The organism is Mesorhizobium sp. M0019 (genome assembly GCF_040323975.1).
Lineage (GTDB): Bacteria > Pseudomonadota > Alphaproteobacteria > Rhizobiales > Rhizobiaceae > Mesorhizobium.
This window is the reverse complement of record NZ_JAMYVK010000001.1, coordinates 385785-404325: the sequence shown is the minus strand read 5'-3', so window position 1 is coordinate 404325 and position 18541 is coordinate 385785. Positions and strand designations below refer to the sequence as shown.

The 18541-nt window shown below is 57.0% G+C and carries 14 protein-coding genes and 1 tRNA gene; 6 read left to right on the top strand and 9 right to left on the bottom strand.

The genetic code is table 11. The features are described 5' to 3' along the window. Nucleotides 1-54: 54 nt before the first annotated feature. The 4 genes from NKK47_RS02010 to NKK47_RS01995 form a co-directional block, all read right to left on the bottom strand. Entirely contained in the window at nucleotides 55-198 is a 144-nt protein-coding gene (locus NKK47_RS02010) for a glycine zipper domain-containing protein (protein ID WP_198023575.1), read from the bottom strand. Nucleotides 199-239: 41 nt separating this feature from the next. Continuing rightward, nucleotides 240-530 carry a hypothetical protein gene (locus NKK47_RS02005; RefSeq protein WP_352451191.1) on the bottom strand — a complete coding sequence of 97 codons (291 nt, stop codon included), beginning with the start codon at nucleotides 528-530 and terminating at the stop codon, nucleotides 240-242. Between the two features lie 135 nt (nucleotides 531-665). Continuing rightward, nucleotides 666-1190: a hypothetical protein gene (locus tag NKK47_RS02000; protein WP_502896065.1), complete on the bottom strand. Its 525-nt coding sequence runs from the start codon at nucleotides 1188-1190 to the stop codon at nucleotides 666-668. Between the two features lie 127 nt (nucleotides 1191-1317). After that, a complete protein-coding gene (locus tag NKK47_RS01995) occupies nucleotides 1318-1644 on the bottom strand; it encodes a DUF1330 domain-containing protein (protein WP_023677873.1) in 327 nt (108 codons plus the stop codon). Nucleotides 1645-1818: 174 nt separating this feature from the next. Between NKK47_RS01995 and NKK47_RS01990 the strand changes: the two genes are divergently transcribed. The 3 genes from NKK47_RS01990 to NKK47_RS01980 all read left to right on the top strand — a co-directional run bounded on the left by NKK47_RS01990 (nucleotide 1819) and on the right by NKK47_RS01980 (nucleotide 5110). After that, complete coding sequence (locus tag NKK47_RS01990) at nucleotides 1819-2511, top strand: winged helix-turn-helix transcriptional regulator (RefSeq protein WP_352457625.1); 693 nt, start codon at nucleotides 1819-1821, stop codon at nucleotides 2509-2511. 47 nt (nucleotides 2512-2558) lie between these two features. Next, nucleotides 2559-2635, top strand: a tRNA-Arg gene (locus NKK47_RS01985). 1143 nt (nucleotides 2636-3778) lie between these two features. Then, nucleotides 3779-5110 (top strand): UDP-N-acetylmuramoyl-tripeptide--D-alanyl-D-alanine ligase, encoded by a 1332-nt coding sequence (locus tag NKK47_RS01980; protein ID WP_352574897.1) that lies wholly within the window; start codon nucleotides 3779-3781, stop codon nucleotides 5108-5110. 338 nt (nucleotides 5111-5448) lie between these two features. Here NKK47_RS01980 and NKK47_RS01975 read toward each other — a convergent pair whose 3' ends face one another. The 5 genes from NKK47_RS01975 to NKK47_RS01955 all read right to left on the bottom strand — a co-directional run bounded on the left by NKK47_RS01975 (nucleotide 5449) and on the right by NKK47_RS01955 (nucleotide 13255). Then, nucleotides 5449-6654 (bottom strand): TadE/TadG family type IV pilus assembly protein, encoded by a 1206-nt coding sequence (locus tag NKK47_RS01975; protein ID WP_352574895.1) that lies wholly within the window; start codon nucleotides 6652-6654, stop codon nucleotides 5449-5451. Between the two features lie 175 nt (nucleotides 6655-6829). After that, complete coding sequence (locus tag NKK47_RS01970; protein WP_352574894.1) at nucleotides 6830-7255, bottom strand: hypothetical protein; 426 nt, start codon at nucleotides 7253-7255, stop codon at nucleotides 6830-6832. A 720-nt stretch (nucleotides 7256-7975) separates the two neighbouring features. Continuing rightward, entirely contained in the window at nucleotides 7976-10282 is a 2307-nt protein-coding gene (locus tag NKK47_RS01965; RefSeq protein WP_352574892.1) for a CapA family protein, read from the bottom strand. Nucleotides 10283-10593: 311 nt separating this feature from the next. Then, entirely contained in the window at nucleotides 10594-11058 is a 465-nt protein-coding gene (locus NKK47_RS01960; protein WP_352457629.1) for a hypothetical protein, read from the bottom strand. Nucleotides 11059-11104: 46 nt separating this feature from the next. Then, the gene (locus NKK47_RS01955) at nucleotides 11105-13255 is read right to left on the bottom strand and encodes an ATP-grasp domain-containing protein (protein WP_352574890.1); all 2151 of its coding nucleotides are present in this window, start codon (nucleotides 13253-13255) and stop codon (nucleotides 11105-11107) included. A 930-nt stretch (nucleotides 13256-14185) separates the two neighbouring features. Here NKK47_RS01955 and NKK47_RS01950 point away from each other — a divergent pair. The 3 genes from NKK47_RS01950 to NKK47_RS01940 all read left to right on the top strand — a co-directional run bounded on the left by NKK47_RS01950 (nucleotide 14186) and on the right by NKK47_RS01940 (nucleotide 18511). Continuing rightward, nucleotides 14186-15484 (top strand): hypothetical protein, encoded by a 1299-nt coding sequence (locus NKK47_RS01950; protein ID WP_352574888.1) that lies wholly within the window; start codon nucleotides 14186-14188, stop codon nucleotides 15482-15484. A 97-nt stretch (nucleotides 15485-15581) separates the two neighbouring features. After that, nucleotides 15582-17189 carry an ATP-binding cassette domain-containing protein gene (locus NKK47_RS01945; RefSeq protein ID WP_352574886.1) on the top strand — a complete coding sequence of 536 codons (1608 nt, stop codon included), beginning with the start codon at nucleotides 15582-15584 and terminating at the stop codon, nucleotides 17187-17189. Further along, on the top strand, nucleotides 17186-18511 hold the full coding sequence (locus tag NKK47_RS01940) for an HlyD family type I secretion periplasmic adaptor subunit (RefSeq protein WP_352574884.1): 1326 nt from the start codon (nucleotides 17186-17188) through the stop codon (nucleotides 18509-18511). Before NKK47_RS01945 ends, NKK47_RS01940 begins: the two co-directional genes overlap by 4 nt. The last annotated feature ends 30 nt before the right edge of the window (nucleotides 18512-18541 follow it).

Below are 18541 nucleotides of genomic sequence, written 5' to 3'. Positions count from 1 at the left end.
GCGGCAACCGCCGCACCTCTGGGCGGCAAAACCGGGCAGGACATGTTCTGCTGGTCACTTCCGGCCGGACGACTTCCGGGCAAGGCCGAAGGCAATGCCCAGAGCAATACCTATACCAATGCCCGCAACAATGTTGTCCAACACGACGCCGATAGCCACGCCGATCACGACGCCGAGTGTGAGGTGTTTGGCATCCATTATGCCCGGTCATGTAGCGTGGAAGGGAAGAGCCGCAACCGCTACGGTCCGCTCTTCGGATCCTCGACCTCCAGCGCCTCCATGACCGGCGCCAGCTCATTGTCGTCGGCAGCCTGCGGCTCTTCGCCTGTCCTCGCCTTCGTCAGGGCTGCCTCGATCGCCTCCTGGATATTGCCGAGTTCGTCTTCGCGAACCTCGTGGCCATAGCCGGCAGCATCGGCATCCTGCTCGAATTGCTGCGCCAGGACGGCGACGCTCACCTCGCTCTCGGCGGGCAGATTGCCGACATTCTCCTGCAGCCAGGTTTCAAAGAACTCTTTGGTGGCGCTCATGCGGTGTCTCCTTCGGGACACTAAAGCGCGCCGGCATCCCGAAAGTTCCGCTATCTGAGCCGTCTTTGCGCCCGTTGCCGGCTGCCCCGCAATTCAGCGCGGCCAGGCGGCGTCGGCGCCGCCTGGCTCGGCTGCTTACTGGCTGACAGCAGTCGTCGGTTCGCACGACACGTTCGGGTTCATATCGGCGAACGCGCCGGTCGGGTTGCCCTTCCAGGCCCAGACATGCAGCTCATAGAACGGACCGAGGCCATAGCGATTGGGCGCGCTGTTGAAGTTGAACAGATGCCCATCGAGCGAGGCCGGGCCTTTCGAGGTGATGTATTCGACCGCGATCAGTTTTAGCGTGCCGTCGGCCATCGGCTCGTACATCACCGCTTCCGGCTTGGCGACATCGACAGCGTCGTCCTTGAGGTAGCCGGGATTGACGTAATGGATGCCCATGGCGCCGCCGGTGATGCCGCTGGCGCAAGGAATGGGCGCATAGCCCTCGGCGGTCGCCGCCGCCACATTCTCGAAGCGGCTGTTGGCCGCGCGTACCTTGTCGGCCAGCGGATTGGGACCGGACGCGGGCGCTGCCTGATGCGCCTGCGCCAACGCAGTGCAGGCCGACAGCAGCGCCGCGGCAGCGAGAAGTCTATTGCGAAAGTTGATTGTCATAGTCATTCCATTCTTCTTGAAAAGCACAGCCCGGCTGGCCGCCGGAGGTAAGGAGGTCCGGCAGGTGGGCGCTGTGGCTGTTGTTGCTGGGAGATCCCTGTCCCGATGCGACGAATGCCCGGAAGGATCATCCCTTCGGCAGATACGGGATCGTCCCAGCCAGATCGGAGTTGTCGATCAGCTGGAAACGGCTGTCGCTGCCGCCCTGACGGGCCGAAACGAACGGCGCGTAGGCAGGATCGTCGGTGAAGGCGCGCGCCGCTGCCTCGGTCGGGAACGCCATCAAGGCTATCAGCGTCGTGTCGAGCGGCTTGCCTTCGAGCGTCTTCACATTGCCGCTGCGCGACAGATATCTGCCGCCGTGCTTGTGAACGAGGTCGTGGACCGACGCGGCATAGGCCGGCATCCACTTCGGGTCCCTCACCTTGATGTCTGCGATAACGTAAGCGGTCATGGGTCATGTCTCCTGGTCGTGCACAGGGGTATCCCGTGCAGCGGCCAAGGGCTCGCACGGCAAGGCCGGCGCCAGCCAGTCCGCGATCTGTACTGGTGTGGTACAGTTTCTGTACTCGCCGTGCCGCGGGGGAAGGCCTATGATCCCGGCTGAGTTTGAGGGGAAGGCAACATCATGACCCAGTCCGGATACAAGCAGTTCTGCCCGCTATCGATGGCCGCCGAGGTGCTGTGCACCCGCTGGACCATGGTTCTGCTTCGCGAATTGGTGGCGGGCTCGACCCGTTTCAACGATCTGCGCCGCGGCGTCCCCAAAATGTCGCCGACCCTTCTGTCGCAACGCCTCAAGGAGCTCGAGCTGGCCGGGATCGTCGAGCGCAAGGAGGTGCGCGGCGAGAAAGGCATCTTCGAATACCGGATGACCGAGGCAGGCAGGGATCTGCGTTCCGTTGTCGAGGCGATGGGCTTTTGGGGGCAGAAATGGGTCGAGTCGCGGCTGTCGCTGAAGAACCTCGATCCGTCGCTGCTGATGTGGGACATGCGGCGCAACCTCAACGCGTCGCCGCTGCCCGACGGGCGCACGGTGATACAATTTCTGTATCAGGAGCTCCCCGCCTCGAAACGGTCGTGGTGGCTGATCGTCGAGAAGCACGGCGAGGTCGACCTCTGCTGGTACGACCCGGGCTTCGATGTCGATCTCTACGTCTCGACCGACCTGCACACTATGACCGAAATCTGGATGGGGCTGATCACCGTCGAGAAGGCCGGGCCGAAAGTCATCTTGACGGGAGACCAGGACATCGCGCGCAAAATGCAGACCTGGCTGGGCCTGAGCCCGTTCGCGGTCGAACCCAAGCGAGCTGCCTAGCTGCCTCTTGGCGAAACGTCCCGAAGCGGTTATGTGTCGGGCGCGATGGTCCCGTAGCTCAGTAGGATAGAGCGGCAGATTCCTAATCTGTAGGTCACAGGTTCGATTCCTGTCGGGATCACCATGTTTTTCAAGTACTTAGCGCGAAATCGCCGTACTTTTTTGCAGGATTTTTGCGAAATAAGTACGGCGAATTTCGCAGACCTTCAGACTTTGGGCACACATATTCCAAGGGCGAAGCGGCCCAAAATCGCTGCGAAGCGCGGCGCTACGATGCCTAAATCGAGGTAGGTAATCGTTGTTCCCAATCAACTTGCCCGTTTTTCGACGCCCCGAGACGACGGACGGCAGCCGCTACCGACCGTCAGCGTCGACGTCTCCTTGGCGGCGCCGAAAGGTCTCGCTACTTCGTCGTTCAATCGAGACCGCGGCGAGTAAGAATGCGAACATCGGCATCATCGATCACGAGGTCGAACTCGACTCGTGTGTCCATCCGTCCCCTTAGGGCGGATTGTCCACCAAAGTCCGCATCATAGGGGGAATGGACGCGCCCGGTCTGGCGGCTAGAGGAACGGAACGCTATCATTTTATTGTATTAGTAATGACGCATGAAATGGCCTACAATTGACTCTACCCGGCAGCGCCACTGGCAGCCGGTAGGCCCGGCGGCCCGCTGAAACCCCCGATCGGCTGTCGGCCCGTCCCCATGAAAGTTACGTGCGGTGGCGACCAACGTGAGACCAGATCGAACCAACAACCCCGCAACCGGCATCAAGGGCAAGCGCCACGGGCCGCCGGCCAACGACGAAGCAGGATATTTCGAGTTCTGCCCCGTTTGTGGCCAGACGTTCGACAAGCGAAACCTTGGCGAGGTGCTGCATCACTGTCTCCCCGACCATGAGCCGTTGAACTCGATGAATAGGTGACTAGCGTTCGAACAGATGGTTTCGCTCATCCAAGATCGTGATCGGTTCCAACCAGACGATCTCAAAAGTGATTGCGGATGTGGTCGTTAAAGTAGCGGGCTTGGCGAAGGCCGCTTTGAACCCGGCAAAGGTCTCAGGTGGTACCCGGAACCATTGCACATTGAGCGGAATTGGCTGAAAGTGATCGAACCACAGGACAGGGATGTCGGACGGCCACCTATTCAAGGTGGCCGGGGCGCGGGTTAACGTGATTCGGGTCGATCGGCGGGACAGGGGGAGAAATGCACCCTTGGACGAAGGCTGAGCTTGCGGATATCACCGGAGGCATATGGGAAGGCGAGTTGCCGGAAGCCTGGACGACCGACTGCATAGCCTTCTGCGACGCACTGATCGGCCCCGGCGCGCTCGTCATCCCGCGCGTTGGCACCTACCGTTACGGAGTACACCCCAGGAAGATCAGGCGCTTCAGGCGACAGGGGCTCGCGCTCCTCGCGGACCGAGAGTACCGGCCCAACTTCGAAGGCTTGCCGTTGCTCCGGGTGGCTTCGGTCCGCGTCGCCATGAAGTATCTCGCCGAGCGAGCGCGGTCTGCTTACGGCGGACGCCTGATCGCGGTTGGCGGCAGCGTCGGCAAGACGAGCACCACGGCGATGATCAACGTCATTCTCACCGCAGCTGGTTATCCACCTTTTCCGGGCGAAAACTTCAATACCGTCTCCGGCGTGCTCGGCCTGATCGCCAACCTTCCCCCTGATGGCATCCACGCTGTCGAGGTGTCGATTGGCTTTTTTCGGCGGCTCCTTGAGGTATCTGCGCTCAAGCCGCATGTCGCTCTTATCACGACGATCGGCGACGCCCATCTCGAAGAGTACGGCTCGCGTGAGGCCATCGCCAAGTTGAAAGCCCGCCTGTACGATGTCGCTGAGGGCGGCACTGCGATCATGCCTCGGGATTCCGAGCATTTCGAATATCTCCGAGCCCGCGCGCTGTCGTTCGGGGCGAAGGTCGTGTCCTTCGGTGGACATGCTAAGGCCGACTACCGGCTCGTGGACTATTCGCACGAAGATCAACTGGTGCGTGCGGTCCTGAAGGGCCGGGATTTCGCCTACAAGCTAGGTAATCCAGGGCGGCACATGGCAGTCAACAGCCTCAGCGCGCTGGCGGCTGTCGATTCGCTCGGCCTTGATCTGGGAGCTGCGACCAACGCGCTCGGGGAGGTGCAGGCCATCCACGGACGTGGCGAAGTCATACGCATCGCCCTCGCGTCCGGCGAGGTCCATGTCGTCGATGAGGCCTACAACGCGAATCCGACATCGGTGGCCGCCGTGCTGGCGGCACTCGCTGAGGGGAAGCGCGCAAGTGGGGGCCGAAAGCTTGCCCTTCTTGGCGACATGCGGGAACTCGGGCCACGATCGGCCGAATTTCACGCCGGTCTGGCGGAACCCGTTCTCGCGGCCGATCTGGATATGGTGATGACGGTTGGGACGCAGATGACATATCTCCGTCGTGCCCTGCCGGAGTACCTCCTCGGCCCACACTTCGCGACAGCAGACGATGTGTTGCCCGAGCTCGCCACTATCCTGCGCGCGAAGGACCGCCTTCTTGTGAAAGCTTCGAATGCCATGGGTCTGCATGAAGTTGTAACTCGCTTGCGCCGGCAATTTGGACGCTAGTCCGCCGCGATATACGTCGAATTTCGCTTTTTTTTTGGACCAAAGCAGAAAAATTGACCGGAGATCAGCTCCGCCCATGACTGGTTCCACAACCAAACAGTCTCAGGCACTTGGCGGAAAATTGTGCTTCGCCGCCTGATTCGATCTGTGCTGCCTCCGGGTGACCAGGGTAGCGCCGGCTGGACGCCGCCAACCGAAGAGCTGCGCACAGTCATGCCCCGCTCGGTCATTTCGGCCATGCATATAACGGCAGCCGCCCGGAATGGTTGGTTGGTCCGAGCCCAATGCAGCAACAACAAAGATATAGCCCTGTGCCGAGCACTGACATCAGTATTGCTTCAGCGAAGGAGCACTATTCCTAAGTCTCCAAGGCCTTTCGGCGGAGTCGCACCATACCAGTCCAGGGCCACGCTCGAGTTGCCACTATAGAAAAATTGCCACGCAACAATCCAACCTGAGTTGGCAGTCGACTTCAGGTCTGTTGTCCCTCTCATCCGAAAACGATGATGGGGCAGGTAGATAGCCCCTTCAATTAAGTAGTTTTTGTTTCCGGACAATGAGACCGTTGGCACAGAGGGCGTAACTGTGCGTGACCCGAAGATAGCGATGCCAGCGTAAATGCCGCTCGTGGGAGCCGAAATCCTTACGCCACCTTTGCCTGCTGACTGAATAATGCTTGACTCGGAGTCAACGAATATCGTGACTTCGTCGCCCGAGAGATTCACATGGCTGCCGATGCTCACTGTTGCGTTCTGAAAATAGTGAACTCCGGGAGAAAGAACGACATTTCCATCGAGATCGATGTTTCCACAGAACACCCGGCCGGCCGGAATGGTAACATCGGTCAGCATCTGATCACTGTAGTCGCAGCCGTTCGGTGGAACGGGCTGCGGTAGATCGACAAGGGGGTCTGCAAGTTCGGGTTGATTGGTTTTCGGGATGATGGTGTAACCGCCGCCTTGGTAATTGCCCACTATAGAGATTTTTCTGGCGACAATCTTTCCGGTTCCAACGTGCCTCAGTGCCCTTGGACTGGAGGAATTCACTTGGATACCGCAGTTTGGCACCGAAAGCCCCCCGGAACCCATTACCGTCAGCGCTCCATTTGAGGCAGGATCGAGGACATAGAAGCAATAATCCGGCGCGGCTTTTCGGGCCGTTGCCGCCGCGTGAAGGTTAATGCTCCGAATTCCAGCAAGACTCATGAAAGCGGTTGGCATTCCAGCTGAGATTTCAACCGCCGCCTCTCGCGTCCCAGCAGAAGGAGTGGTGATGCTCACCCCAACGACAGCGCCGGTCACGAAGGAGCCATTGGCCAGCGCCCAATTCTTCGCGGCCTGGACGGCTGCTTCGTTTCCTCCATCGCTCTCGACAGCAACAAGAGCCGCCGAATCGGCTATCTCCTGCAGCTTGGATCTCCAGGAAGCGGCGTTGGTAAAGTCAATGCTAAGGCCGAGGGCCAAGCCCAGTGGCACCACCATTAAGGCCATCGCGACGGCAAAGTTCCCCCGTTTTTCGGGCGGCAGATCTTTCAGTCTCCGCATCCAGAAGCCCTCTCTTAAGAGCAACTTAGACCGAAGATGGTTTAGAATTTACTAAATTAGAACAACAAAACGCAGCGGCAATTCACGCTCGGCAAAAAGGCGATGCAAGCTGTCTCGCTGCTCATTGAGCTGAGTGAAACGCGGCAGACCTTGAAGTCAGCGATGTGCTAATTCTTTACTTAAGGCCGAAGACTTGCTGAGCCTGGTCAGACTGCAACAAGTCGCGTGCCGAATGTCCGACACCCGGCAAAATCACGAGACGCCAATTGAAAGGCCACCCGTTAGCGGTCGCGACAGCTTGCGCCAGCTCAAAAGTGAACTGCCCCCGATCCAAACGCGTCTCTCCTTGGCGCATAGCAGCTGCGCTTTCGTTTAGCTCGACATCGCCAGTGTCGTCTTCTCCAAGATAGATCGTTAGAGGCAAAGCCAGATAGGCCTTCAACTCCTGAGAGGCTTGATCCGGCGTATAGACGCAACCCGAGGAGAGACATCCCAGCCCGTAGGCTGCCGCCTCTGCTAGCGAGGGCAATACGTAGGTCGACGGATTGGCTACGACCACTCTCTTGGCATCCGACAAGGCAAATGCTGCAACACGCGACATGAATTGACCTCCCGCCGAGTGCCCAAAAAGGTAATACTGCGCAGTCGGCAGCCCCTCTCGGGCCCTCGCCCAGTTTACCAAGCCCTTCACGTACCAGACAGTCCACCTGTCCCGAGGTTGAATTGTGCCCGAGTTGACAATGCCTCCCCGCTGATAGCTCCAGCCTGGGAACCTTTCCAGGTCGAAAAGCGGCGCCATAACGATCAGGCAATTTCGATCCGCAAGAGGCTGCGCGTAGTCTCGGTAGGATTCGGCGGTTCGGCTTAGTCCATGGAACACGAACAGGATCGATGGATTGGCACAGTTCTTCGGATGATAGGTGTATACCGTCAACTTTATGCCGTTAATAGTTGCTGAGGTCGTACCTTTGCCGACCTTCCAGGCAAGTACTTGGCCTGAATACGTCAGACTACAGCCTAAGACGACTGCCCCTAACAGACGGATTAGAAATCGCACCTGTCGCTCCCATGGACGATCCCGCAGGGATGACATATCCCATTAGCGGCAGCTAAACAAATCAAAACCGGCTGAGCAGTAAAGAGTTCGTTCCTCCACGTCTGGTCCTCGCAATGTTCGCAAGCGACGCCTCCGCGGCACCTCAGCGTCCTGCGTGACAGGGTATCGGCTCCTTGTTTTGTCGGCACGTATCGCTCGCGCCGCCATTGCGATCGAGGAACCCAGTGCAAATCCGCGTACGGCATACGCATGAGCTTCGGAGCCTCACGCCAGTGCAGGGATGGCCAATCTAAGGCATCTGTCTTGAACGGCTACGACAACATCGGCGAGTCCAGGCGACAACGCCAGCAACCGATCGATTGTCGCGCGACCGGCTGCTCCTCCCATTATCTTTGGTTGGTAGTCGAGGCGCGGATCTCTGTTTTGAGCGTAAACTGGATAAATATCTAAACGGATCTGCTTCGCACCAAAGTGGAAGCAAGGCAGAATGGACTCCCCTTTGCTGTTTCCGGACCCAAATGCAAAATTGCCGACACTGTATAATATCGGCCGACCATTATAAATCTCGATCGGCTGAAGGATGTGGGGATGATGGCCGATGACTGCGTCCGCACCCAGGTCGATAAATAGCCGTGCTTTCATGCGGTCTTGCTCGGTAGGTTGGCGCTGGTATGGCAAACCCCAATGTACCATCACGGCGATCCGATCGACCAGTGGACGAAGTTGGGCCAGATCACGCTCGACGAATTCGGGCACATCTTGTGCGGAGCCTGGAAGTTCGCCACGAGCCGCTGTTCGACGGTTCCAGTAATATCCGAGAAGTCCGATGCGGATATCTGCGCCATCAAAAATCGCCGGGTGGTAAGCAGAGCTCTGGTTCCTACCACCACCGTACGGTTGGATATACTGTCGCTCTAACGTGGCTAGCGTCTCAACCACGCCACCCCGACCGCAGTCTTGAATGTGGTTATTCGCGACAGTCATGGCAGCGAAGCCTGCACGACGTAAGACAGAGGCTGACTTGGGGTCCACTTTGTATGAGTAGTTCCGAGTGGTACCTGCTTTCTCAGAGATGGTGGAGAACGGCCCCTCAAGGTTTCCCGTTATCAAAGCGCAGCGTCTAAAGATCGGCCTGACCCAGGCGAAGGCATAGTCTGGGCCAAACCTGCGGATACGATGACGCATCCGCATCCCGGTCATCACATCTCCGACCGCCGCCAAATGGTACGGAGCGCTGGCGGACGAAGAGAGGAACTGTTCAAGTTGGTCCGGGTCGATGAGATCGATGTCATCCGGAATTATGACCTCTGAAAACTTCTCGCGAATTTTTACAACATGGCGCCGGACTTCTTCCGATTCACCGAGGCGGTAAAGGGGTGGCTGAACGGAGGGTGCCAACAATGTCTCAACCGCTGAAGAACTAAAGCCGATCCCACGCTTCTCAAAAACGCTTCGGATCAGTGTTTCGTAACGGCTGCTGAATCTCATTCGGTCTGCATGAAGCAAACACGAGGCAAAGCTCTTCGGAAGTGACCTGAGGGCGCGCGTTCGAATTCCGGAAGGAGCATACGGGCTATCAGAAAGTCGTCCCAGCGCCAAAAGGGCAGCTACAACTAACGAAATGCAAGTAAGTTCGTCTCCCGGAAAAGCCTTGTGTAGGTCCCACATTGTCGCCGCTATGACTTGCGCGACCAGCGCCTCCGGCGGTGGCATCTCGGCGTCGTCCATACGCGAATCATTGGCAAGAGTATCCGATGGTACGAACTCGGCATCATGACGGAGGTGCCAACACCATACGTAGGGAGTCGACAGCATCGCGGCCGCAAAGTATGCGCTCAAGGCGTACTCAAGGGGACCAGGCTTACTGAAACTGGCGCGCGGTGCATGCAGCCTGTCAGCTTGGATGTCAGCGGTATGGCGCACCACGTGAAACCCGAATGCCTGATATATGAAACTGGCATTGTGCGAGGGGTCGCACAGATAAGCACCGCCTGAAATTCGTGGAAGCCACCCTTCCGCTGTGACTGCACGCCCCGGGCCGAACAGCAATTCCCCACAGAGGGGGATCGAAAAATCATCGAGATTTTCGATTCTTGCTGGATATCGGTATTTGGTCCCTTTGACCGGCACCAACCTAAGCAGATCCCCGTTAACTCCCCCTTGTTTCGGCTGGTGCGCATTAACGATAGCTCTGACCTTCGGCAACGGGCCCTCGCCGAGTGAACGCAGCACTTCGTTCACTCGATGAGCTATCAAGGAGACGTGGTAGTAGACGTTGACCTGGCCGAAGCGTGCCGCGGCCTCACAACCTTCCTGTTCACCAAGAATTCCGCCGCCGAAAGGCTTGAAAACATAGTTACCTTGCTTGTCGGGCAGTGCTTCGCCCATCTCACCCGTGGGCCAGTGAACATCCGTGGCTGGATGACCGATTACGTCCACGTACCGCCCACGCAGCCCTTGCCTCCCCGTGTTTTGGCAAAGATAAGGCAGTTCGACCTCGGTTGAATGCACCCGGCCGCCAGTAAAATCTGAATCGCAACGCTCCCAGACGTAAACAGATCCAGTCGCCATCTTTTTCCCCAAAGCTACTGCTTCTTCTGCGAACGCTGAGACGCAAGAATTCACAAGTCTTGCGCTCCGCAATCCTGCGAACCTTTCGCCGACGGGTGCTGAAATTGATCGAAAGGACATGCCGTCGGTTGCCCTGAGGCCAACTCTCTACAGGGCGTGGAGATTGTCCTTCAACATGCTCTGAGGCCGCATTTTCGCTCCATGGTGGGAAGCTGGATCCGAGTCTGCAGCCCAGCTTCCGGCAGCGTTTTGGCCTCAATTCGCCTGCCCCTGATGGGGGCTACACAAATCAATCTCCTGACGAGGCACATCTATCCGATGCTTGCGACCGGCTTTTTCTTCTCTCCGCTTATTCGAACTGCCTTACTGAGGCCGCCTGCTGAACCGTTATTCTCACCCGATCCAGCGAGCTCTTGCCGAGCGCTCTCCAATGCCTTCGCCGCAGATCCCTCCTTAATCACCTTAAGTTCTTCCGCGACCATATTTGATTTTATGAGACGCCACTTGTCGAGGGAGGCGGCGCGCACGAAGCCGTAAGCCGATGGCATACGGACCATCAGCCAGCCTAGCTTCAACAATTCCTCCGTGAAGCCTCTCACGAACGCCGCCCCGCCGACACGCCGTCCAGTCAGGCGCCTGAATGTCTTGTACGACATTCTTGCACGGGTTCGCGGCTGTCCCGCTTTGTTTGTGGTGCGTTTCAAAGTCAAAGCAACGAGTGTCGCCGCATCACTTAGCGAAACACTCGGTGTTGCAATCGGCGAAACAGTGTTCATAACCTTACTCTCCTTAGCTTGAGCAGAATCGATAAACTCATCACTGCTATCGAACGTCGTTCGTCTCGGGCCGAACTGAAGGAAACGGGGCCACTTCATCGAACCAGCCATCCTTTTTTGCCAAATACGACATTGCCATTGCGTGCATGGCAGACCTTATTTGCTGTGGCCGCGACTGAGACATAGATGCGAGGGGTTCCGCGGCTAGCTCACCAGATCTCGACAAAAGCGCCATTTTGGCACCCGATCCGTCAGTGCTCCATCTCAAAGTTAGAACCAAACCACCACTCTGTAGGTGCCGACGTAGGTCGGTATCAGTATCAGGCTCGGAACTGACCAATATTAGTCGTGTGGTCGGCAAGGTCGACAGCGCACGGCGGGGCCATTCATCTTCGCTGTTGACAATGAAATAGCCCTGGTTTCCGCACTGCAACACTCGCTGAGCGAGATCTTCGAGAACTGTACCATTGTCTGCATCCGTTCGAGTCATCGAGACCGCACGGCAAGCACCCAGACAAAGACCGCTCGCCCAAAGTCTGTCCGGAGAGGCTGCATAAACCAGGGCTTCCAGGAACGGGTCTCTGGCCAGCATTTGCGGGGTTGTCCGCCGCCCAAATTCCTGGGGTACAGTGTTGATGTAAGCGCCTCTTTTCGACAAGAGACCAACTCTTCGCCCTTCCGCCTGGAACCGATGATCGATTGCTGTCGCCACCGCACCAGTGTGTCGATCGCCGATGACGAGTACGGTGGCAATTTCCGAAGAGCCGGGCTCACTGTACATATTGGCCAGGATTATCTCACTCACATCTCTCGAGGTCCCCGCTCGCGGCCAAAGATGAAACTCGATCCCCGGCCGTGCATTTACCTCGATGACAGTACACCCGACCTCTTTGTATGATCTTGCAATATCGGGCATGATGAGATCTATCCCGGCAATGTTAAGGCCGATGACTCTCACGATGCGCTCGCACAGTTGCCTGTTATCTGGATGAACGGAGTTTGTAACATCGACCGGGACGCCTCCACGGGCGAGGTGGCCGGTAGGCCGGAGAACCAAAGGCTGCCCGGAAATTGGGACGGACTCCAGCGTAAGACGACGCAAGGCTAGGTGCCGTAGCAGCTCATCGTCAATCTCTACAGGAGAAAGACGTCTCCCGTCTCTGTCGGGTTCTCGGTTCAAATCATGAATCAGGTCAACTATCGTTTTTTCACCGTCGCCAACGACTTGGGGCGGGCAACACATGACCGCCGCCACGAGATGATAGTCAACGACTGTCGCTCGAAATTCCGGGCCGGCGATGAACTGCTCAACCAAGACGCCAAACCGCTCTGACTGAGTGACGTCGTGCGCTATATCGAATGCAGCCTCAACTGCACGGCGTCCCCGCAGTTTAACCGAGACTCCCCGCCCCTGATTTCCCTGAACCGGTTTGACCACGACGGTCTTACCCAGCTGTTTGGCGGCAGCGACGGCCTCAGGTTTGGTGCGAACGGTAATCTGACGGGGTACTGGGATCCCCGCTTGCGCCAAAAGTCTGTTGCCCAGCCTTTTGTCCAAGGCCACCTTCGCCGACGCAAACGATGTAGAACCCGATATCGTCGAGAACAGCTGCTTCTGGTGCTTGCCTTGGCCAAGGCGAAGGTGGTTACGGGCAATGAATTCGAACGGGATGTGATTTCTCTTAGCTGCAGCTACAAGCACAGCGGTCGAATTTGAAAGACGTCGTCTCTTCGCCCTTTCCAGGTTTAGCTCCCGAGTCTGAGCGTATTTCGCTGCCCCGTCCTCGCCTCGCGCCGCCTCACCAATCGCGTCAACGACAGCCGAAGCAGCCGCGCGCGACATCTGCGGGTCATCCGACTCCCAAACGATTGCAAGATGGCTTTCGGACGGATCGCCTATTAGCGACGCCGTCGGCGAAAACGAATAGAAATTCATCGCGCGGCGAAGCTCAAGATCAGCGGACAGGATTGCGTCGGCAATGTAGCGAGGGACCAAAGCGTTTTGTGCACAACCGGGAAACATTTCGGACAGCGCTGAGCGAGCCAGCGCAGTAAAATCGGAGATGCAAGAAACCGCTAGCCGCCCGATATTCAGGGTTAATTTGACCACCGTGTTCGTGCTATGCACGTTAAGTCCCGATAGCACCTTAAAACTGACAATCTCAATTTGTCCAAACTCTTCAGATAGGCTGACCATAACCCCACTTTTGACCCCGGATGTTCACGCTCCGCCTGCTTTTCGACCGTCTCCCACAATACAGACTTCCTGACCACGCTTCCGCTGCAGCCACTTCAAATGCATCTCGAAACGGGCATCGCATCGATGGGCATGAGCGGCTTCGGCAAGACCCGATGTGAAGGGGCGAAGATGTGGCGCATTCCACCACATTTAAGCACGCTTTATCTCTGATCCCCCGCGTTCAGCCTAAACGCTACGGCCGCAGCATCCGGAAGTCGCGTTCTTATTCTCTTGAAAGACCAGTGGATTTCCCGCCGGCCTGATCCGGACAATGCAGCTGGATGGTATGTGGCCTCGCGGGGAGATGTCGTCATGCATTCGAATGGCAGAGATCCAGACATTATAGTGTTAATAGCCGTTAAAAGTCGTCAGCTTGGGTATGTATTTTAGGCATCTAATGCTATTTATCTAATCATATTTATCCAATCATATTGGTTATTGGATAATCGATTGCAAACGGAGAGGAGTATAGAAAAGGGCTTAATCTTATACATAGAACAGAAAAGACTTCTAAATGCCATCCAAATGTAACTTGGGGGGTTCATGTCCGTTTCAAGAATTAAGCGCGGGCGCCTGAAGAGAGCTAAACGAGCATTCGCCACCCGCCGGGTCGCCGCATCTCACATGCGCACACTCGTTACCGGACCTATACAGCCCGTCGCTGGCGATCTTGTTTTGGCGCGCGTTGATGAACTCGGCAATCACAGCAGACTGGAGCTCATCTGCGGGCGAAAGGCGATCATGTTTCGCGGAGATGAGATAATCCTCTGTTATGGAAACAGGTACGCTCCTGACCAGTTCGAGGCGGTAATAGGCCCCGATCTGGGGCCGTGCGACTTGGTAGCGGGGGGCGGCATCGCGGCATGTGAGCTTTCCAGGCATGCTCGCATGCTGGCGCCAACCAAGATCACCCCGCTCGGCCTGATTGGCGACAAGTTCGGCCGCCGGCTAAACGTGTGGGATTACAAGGTCAGCTCAGACGATTTACCCCCTTCTCTGCCGATTGTTCTGTCGCTTGGGACGTCAATGAACGCCGGCAAGACATTGACGGCAACGTCATTGGTCCGAGGGTTCAAAAAGGCGGGACTGAAGGTCGCGGCACTGAAAATTACAGGAACTGGCTCGGGTGGCGACACCTGGATTGTGCGGGATGCCGGAGCCGACATCGTTCTTGATTTCACAGATGCCGGATTTGCAACGACGTATTTAGCCCCGGTAGAGTTGATTGAGAAGGGTGCTTTCCGCCTACTGAACCATGCCGCTGAAAATGGATGTGACGTCGCTGTTATTGAGATTGCCGATGGGCTGCAGCAGAAGGAAACTTCCGAGCTAATTCTGGCTGAATCTTTTCGGAGCATGGCTCTTGGCGCGATTTTCGCTTCCTATGACGCGATGGGAGCAAAGTATGGAGTTGATACCCTCCGCGCTGCTGGCCACAAGGTACTTGCAATTAGTGGCAGGATCGGCCGATCGCCGCTCGGTGTGAGGGAGGCTGAAGAAGCCACTGGCCTGCATGTCTATTCCCCATGGGAGCTCCAGGATGGGGCACTCAGCCCCGTTCTAAAGGCTCGCGCTTCTGAAAAACTGGCTAACGGACAGGGCAATAATCCATATCTACGGCGTATTGCTGATTCCCCAAATCCAATGACGGCACTCGACCAGGGTCGAGCCTACTCTTCCCAGCTGCGAATTGATTTTTTAGGGAAGCTCGCGCACGAACTGATTCTGGCAGAGTTGGGAGAAACACCTGGCCCGGGAAGGCCTGCCAGTGACAGCAGGGCGACATGGCCCAGTCCCTTTGGGAGCGTCTCGGTCACCTTACCCGAGTTGCTATCGCAAAGCTCGAACCCCGCATTTATGTCGATCCAGGCGCCCGCTGAGTTGATTGAAGCGGCAGTGCTGGCAAAAACCCGTGGAGCCCTCAAGTCATCTCTGGGCAGCCTGGTCCAAGCCCTCGGGTGCCCTCCCCTGTCCGCCACCCAAATGTACAACCTCGTGAGCGGAGCTTGGTCGATGTTCGAGGCAGTTGATCACGATGAACGCCTTTGGGCAGCAAATCGGCTTCAGCCAAATGTTCTTGCGGGACCTGCTTTGAGCCCTCATGACGATTTGGAGGGGATGATCATGAATTTCTCGGGAATTTTCAACGAGGACCCCGACCAGCATGCCCCGCTTGGGCGGGCGTGAAAAGACGGTGTCCTTGCTGAGAACACGAGGTAGGCGGCGGTACAGCGCCCCCCTCAGCGAAATGTGGCGAAGGTCGATACCTGGCCTTGCTGCGGTTGTGGGTTTTGGTGTCTGTATCAATGCGCTCCGATTTGCTGGGCCGCTTTATTTTATACAAATATTCGACCGGGTCATTTCCAGCCGCAGCGTGGAAACCCTCGTTATTCTGACCTTGGCCGCCTTGCTCGCTCTGGTAACCGGCGTCGTGCTGGAAGCCATTCGTCGTCGTATGCTTTCCCGCTGGAGCGTTTGGATCGAGCACCACTTGACCAGCCAGTCCGTGAAAGCCGGATTGACGGCAGGCGTCCCCAATCCGCCGCTTCTGACCAGCATCGAGAAAGTCTCCAGCTTTGTTGAGCGAGGGCTAGCTGCTTGGCTGGACGTGGTCTGGGCTCCCGTTTTCCTGTTATGTGTATACGTGATCCATCCTGTTCTCGGCCTGATCGCGTTGGCAGGCATGGCTTTGCTGACAGGTATGAGCCTGCTCAAAGAAAAGATCACACAAGAGCCCCGCCAAGCTGAACGTGAAGCTGCCAAGCAGGCGAAAGAGGTATTGATCTCAGCGGAAAGGCACAAAGACGTAGTCGGCGCCTTCGCAATGGCCGACGCGATCGCCGGTCGCTGGGGTAGGAACAGAGTAGATGGCTTTTTGCAACGGGAGCGGCTTAATGCCAGAGGATCGAGCCTTGATGCAGCGATCCGGGCGCTGAACCGTTGCGTTTACATAGTTCTATTGGCATCGGGCATCTGGCTGTTCCTGAACGATTCGGCGTCCCTCGGAGGCGTATTTGCAGCCCGGCTCATTGCCAGATTTGCTTACAGAATGGTGGAAAAGGCAGTTCGGGAGCTCAGAAGCCTCAGGGAAGCGCGGGAGGGATACTCTCAGATCAAGGCGGAGCTTGCCAAACCGTTGGACGTAGAGCCGTCTCTGCTTCCTGGAACGCCGCAAGGCTCGTTAGTTCTCGATCAAGTTACATTCAGGCATGCTGGATCGCGAGCAGACGTATTTAGGAAACTGTCGCTTTCTCTGGCTCCTGGGGAATTGCTGCTGGTCATAGGACGTGCAGCCACCGGCAAGACGACGCTTTCTCGTCTTCTCATTGGTTTGCTCAAGCCCCGCACCGGTCAGATCCGCTTGGGAGACATGGACATAACCAGGCTTCCGGATAATGTTAGAGTTGGAGGCATCGGCTATTTACCTCAGCACGTTGAACTTTTTGACGGAACCGTCGCGGAAAATATTGCACGTTTTCAACAAAGTTCTATCGATGACGTGGTTTCCGCAGCAAAAATAGCCGGAATACACGAAGTTATCATTCGTCTGGGCCAGGGTTATGACACTTTGCTTAACGACTCGGTCGGCCTGTCCGGGAGTGAACGGAAGCGAGTAGCCCTTGCCCGCGCGCTCTTTCGCGCGCCGAGACTTATTGTCTTGGACGAGCCATTCGCCAATTTGGACGCTGCCTCGAAGAAGACCCTCGAGTCGGCGGTTAGGCTTATGAAGGATGCGGGAAGCTCGGTAATTGTCACCATATCCGGACAGACCAACCGTCTTGCCGGATTAGTTGATAGGTCGCTGATCCTAGGAAGTCGATCGCCCGAGATCACCGGAGGTTCCGTTCGTCCCGTTGCTTTCGGGAAAACTGAATTGCGGAGCGTTAAGTGATAGCTTCGCTCGCCCTTGGCACCAAACACCCCGGTACCCAGCGAGCCGAAGATCCGCCGCCGTTTGGTAGGCGTTTAGTGATCTCTGGTTTCGCGATTGTCGCTGCCTTCTCGACCCTGACCGGCATGTGGCTTGTCGCGGCACCTATCCAGGGTGCGGTCTTGGCCACCGGGGTGGTGAATGTCGCGTCAAACGTAAAGACAGTTCAGCACCTCGAAGGCGGCATCATATCAGAGATATTGGCTCAAGAAGGAGATCGCGTGTCGCCAGGCCAGGTGTTGATACGATTGCAAAACACCGCTTCGGCGGCTGCTGCAAATGAAATCAAGGCGCAGTGGTACGAGGCGAAGGCTACGGAAGCGCGCTTGGTCGCGGAAAGAGATGGAAAGGACTCGATCGAAATTCCGGCTGAATTGAAAGCGTCCGGCAAATTGGCAGCGGATGCTGTTTCCGGGCAGGAGAGTGTCTTTCGGACACGTCAAAACCTCTTCAGAGAGCAGCTCTCCCTGCTGCAGCAAGCAACCGGAAGCATGGCGAAGGAGATAGAGGGTTTTGAAGGGCAAGTGGTAGCGGCTACCCGGAAGCTCGAGCTGATCGAGGAGCAATTAGGTGATGTGCGCAGCCTGTACGAAAGGAAGTTGGTAGTCAGGACGCGCCTTGTAGATTTGGAAAGAGAAAAGGCGGACGTGGGAGGTGCCCTAAGCGGGTATGTAGCGTCGATCGGCGCGACCCAGCAAAAGATGGAGGAGACGAAATTCAAGATTGCCGAACTTAGCGCCTCGACGACGGCCGATATCGTCGAGACACTAGGAGAAACCCGCGCCAAAATATACGAATACGAGCAGCGAATGGCCGCTGCTGATGACGTGGCGACGCGTACCGAGATACGTGCTCCTATCGGAGGCACCATAGTGGGACTTAAGGTCCACACGAACGGAGGGGTCGTAACGGCGGGAGAGCCGCTGATGGACATCGTCCCTCAGGAGGATAGCTTCGTTGTTGTGGCAAACGTTGACCCCCTCGACGTCGATCAGGTGAAAGTGGGGCTGCACGCGACGGTGTGGCTTAGCGCTGTGAACAGACGTTACCAGCAACCGATGAGTGGTGACGTTCGCACTCTTTCAGCTGACCGGCTAATTGACCCTCGGACCGGTCAGGCTTTTTATTCAGTCCGAATTGTTCTGAGGCCGGAGTCTTTGAAGCCTGGAGCATTGCAAGCTGGAATGGGCACACAGGTCATGATCGAAACTGGAGCGAGGTCAGCATGGGAGTATCTCAGCGCGCCGGTCTATGCCGCTATGGGACGTGCTCTTCGTGAATAAAGAGAACGAGCAATAGACAAAGACTTTTAC

Excerpts from the sequence above, each read along its gene's own strand:
- NKK47_RS02010 (WP_198023575.1), bottom strand. The coding sequence starts at position 198 with ATGGATGCCAAACACCTCACACTCGGCGTCGTGATCGGCGTGGCTATC.
- NKK47_RS02005 (WP_352451191.1), bottom strand. The coding sequence starts at position 530 with ATGAGCGCCACCAAAGAGTTCTTTGAAACCTGGCTGCAGGAGAATGTC.
- NKK47_RS02000 (WP_502896065.1), bottom strand. The coding sequence starts at position 1,190 with ATGACAATCAACTTTCGCAATAGACTTCTCGCTGCCGCGGCGCTGCTG.
- NKK47_RS01995 (WP_023677873.1), bottom strand. The coding sequence starts at position 1,644 with ATGACCGCTTACGTTATCGCAGACATCAAGGTGAGGGACCCGAAGTGG.
- NKK47_RS01990 (WP_352457625.1), top strand. The coding sequence starts at position 1,819 with ATGACCCAGTCCGGATACAAGCAGTTCTGCCCGCTATCGATGGCCGCC.
- NKK47_RS01975 (WP_352574895.1), bottom strand. The coding sequence starts at position 6,654 with ATGCGGAGACTGAAAGATCTGCCGCCCGAAAAACGGGGGAACTTTGCC.
- NKK47_RS01970 (WP_352574894.1), bottom strand. The coding sequence starts at position 7,255 with ATGTCGCGTGTTGCAGCATTTGCCTTGTCGGATGCCAAGAGAGTGGTC.
- NKK47_RS01965 (WP_352574892.1), bottom strand. The coding sequence starts at position 10,282 with ATGGCGACTGGATCTGTTTACGTCTGGGAGCGTTGCGATTCAGATTTT.
- NKK47_RS01960 (WP_352457629.1), bottom strand. The coding sequence starts at position 11,058 with ATGAACACTGTTTCGCCGATTGCAACACCGAGTGTTTCGCTAAGTGAT.
- NKK47_RS01955 (WP_352574890.1), bottom strand. The coding sequence starts at position 13,255 with ATGGTCAGCCTATCTGAAGAGTTTGGACAAATTGAGATTGTCAGTTTT.
- NKK47_RS01950 (WP_352574888.1), top strand. The coding sequence starts at position 14,186 with ATGCTGGCGCCAACCAAGATCACCCCGCTCGGCCTGATTGGCGACAAG.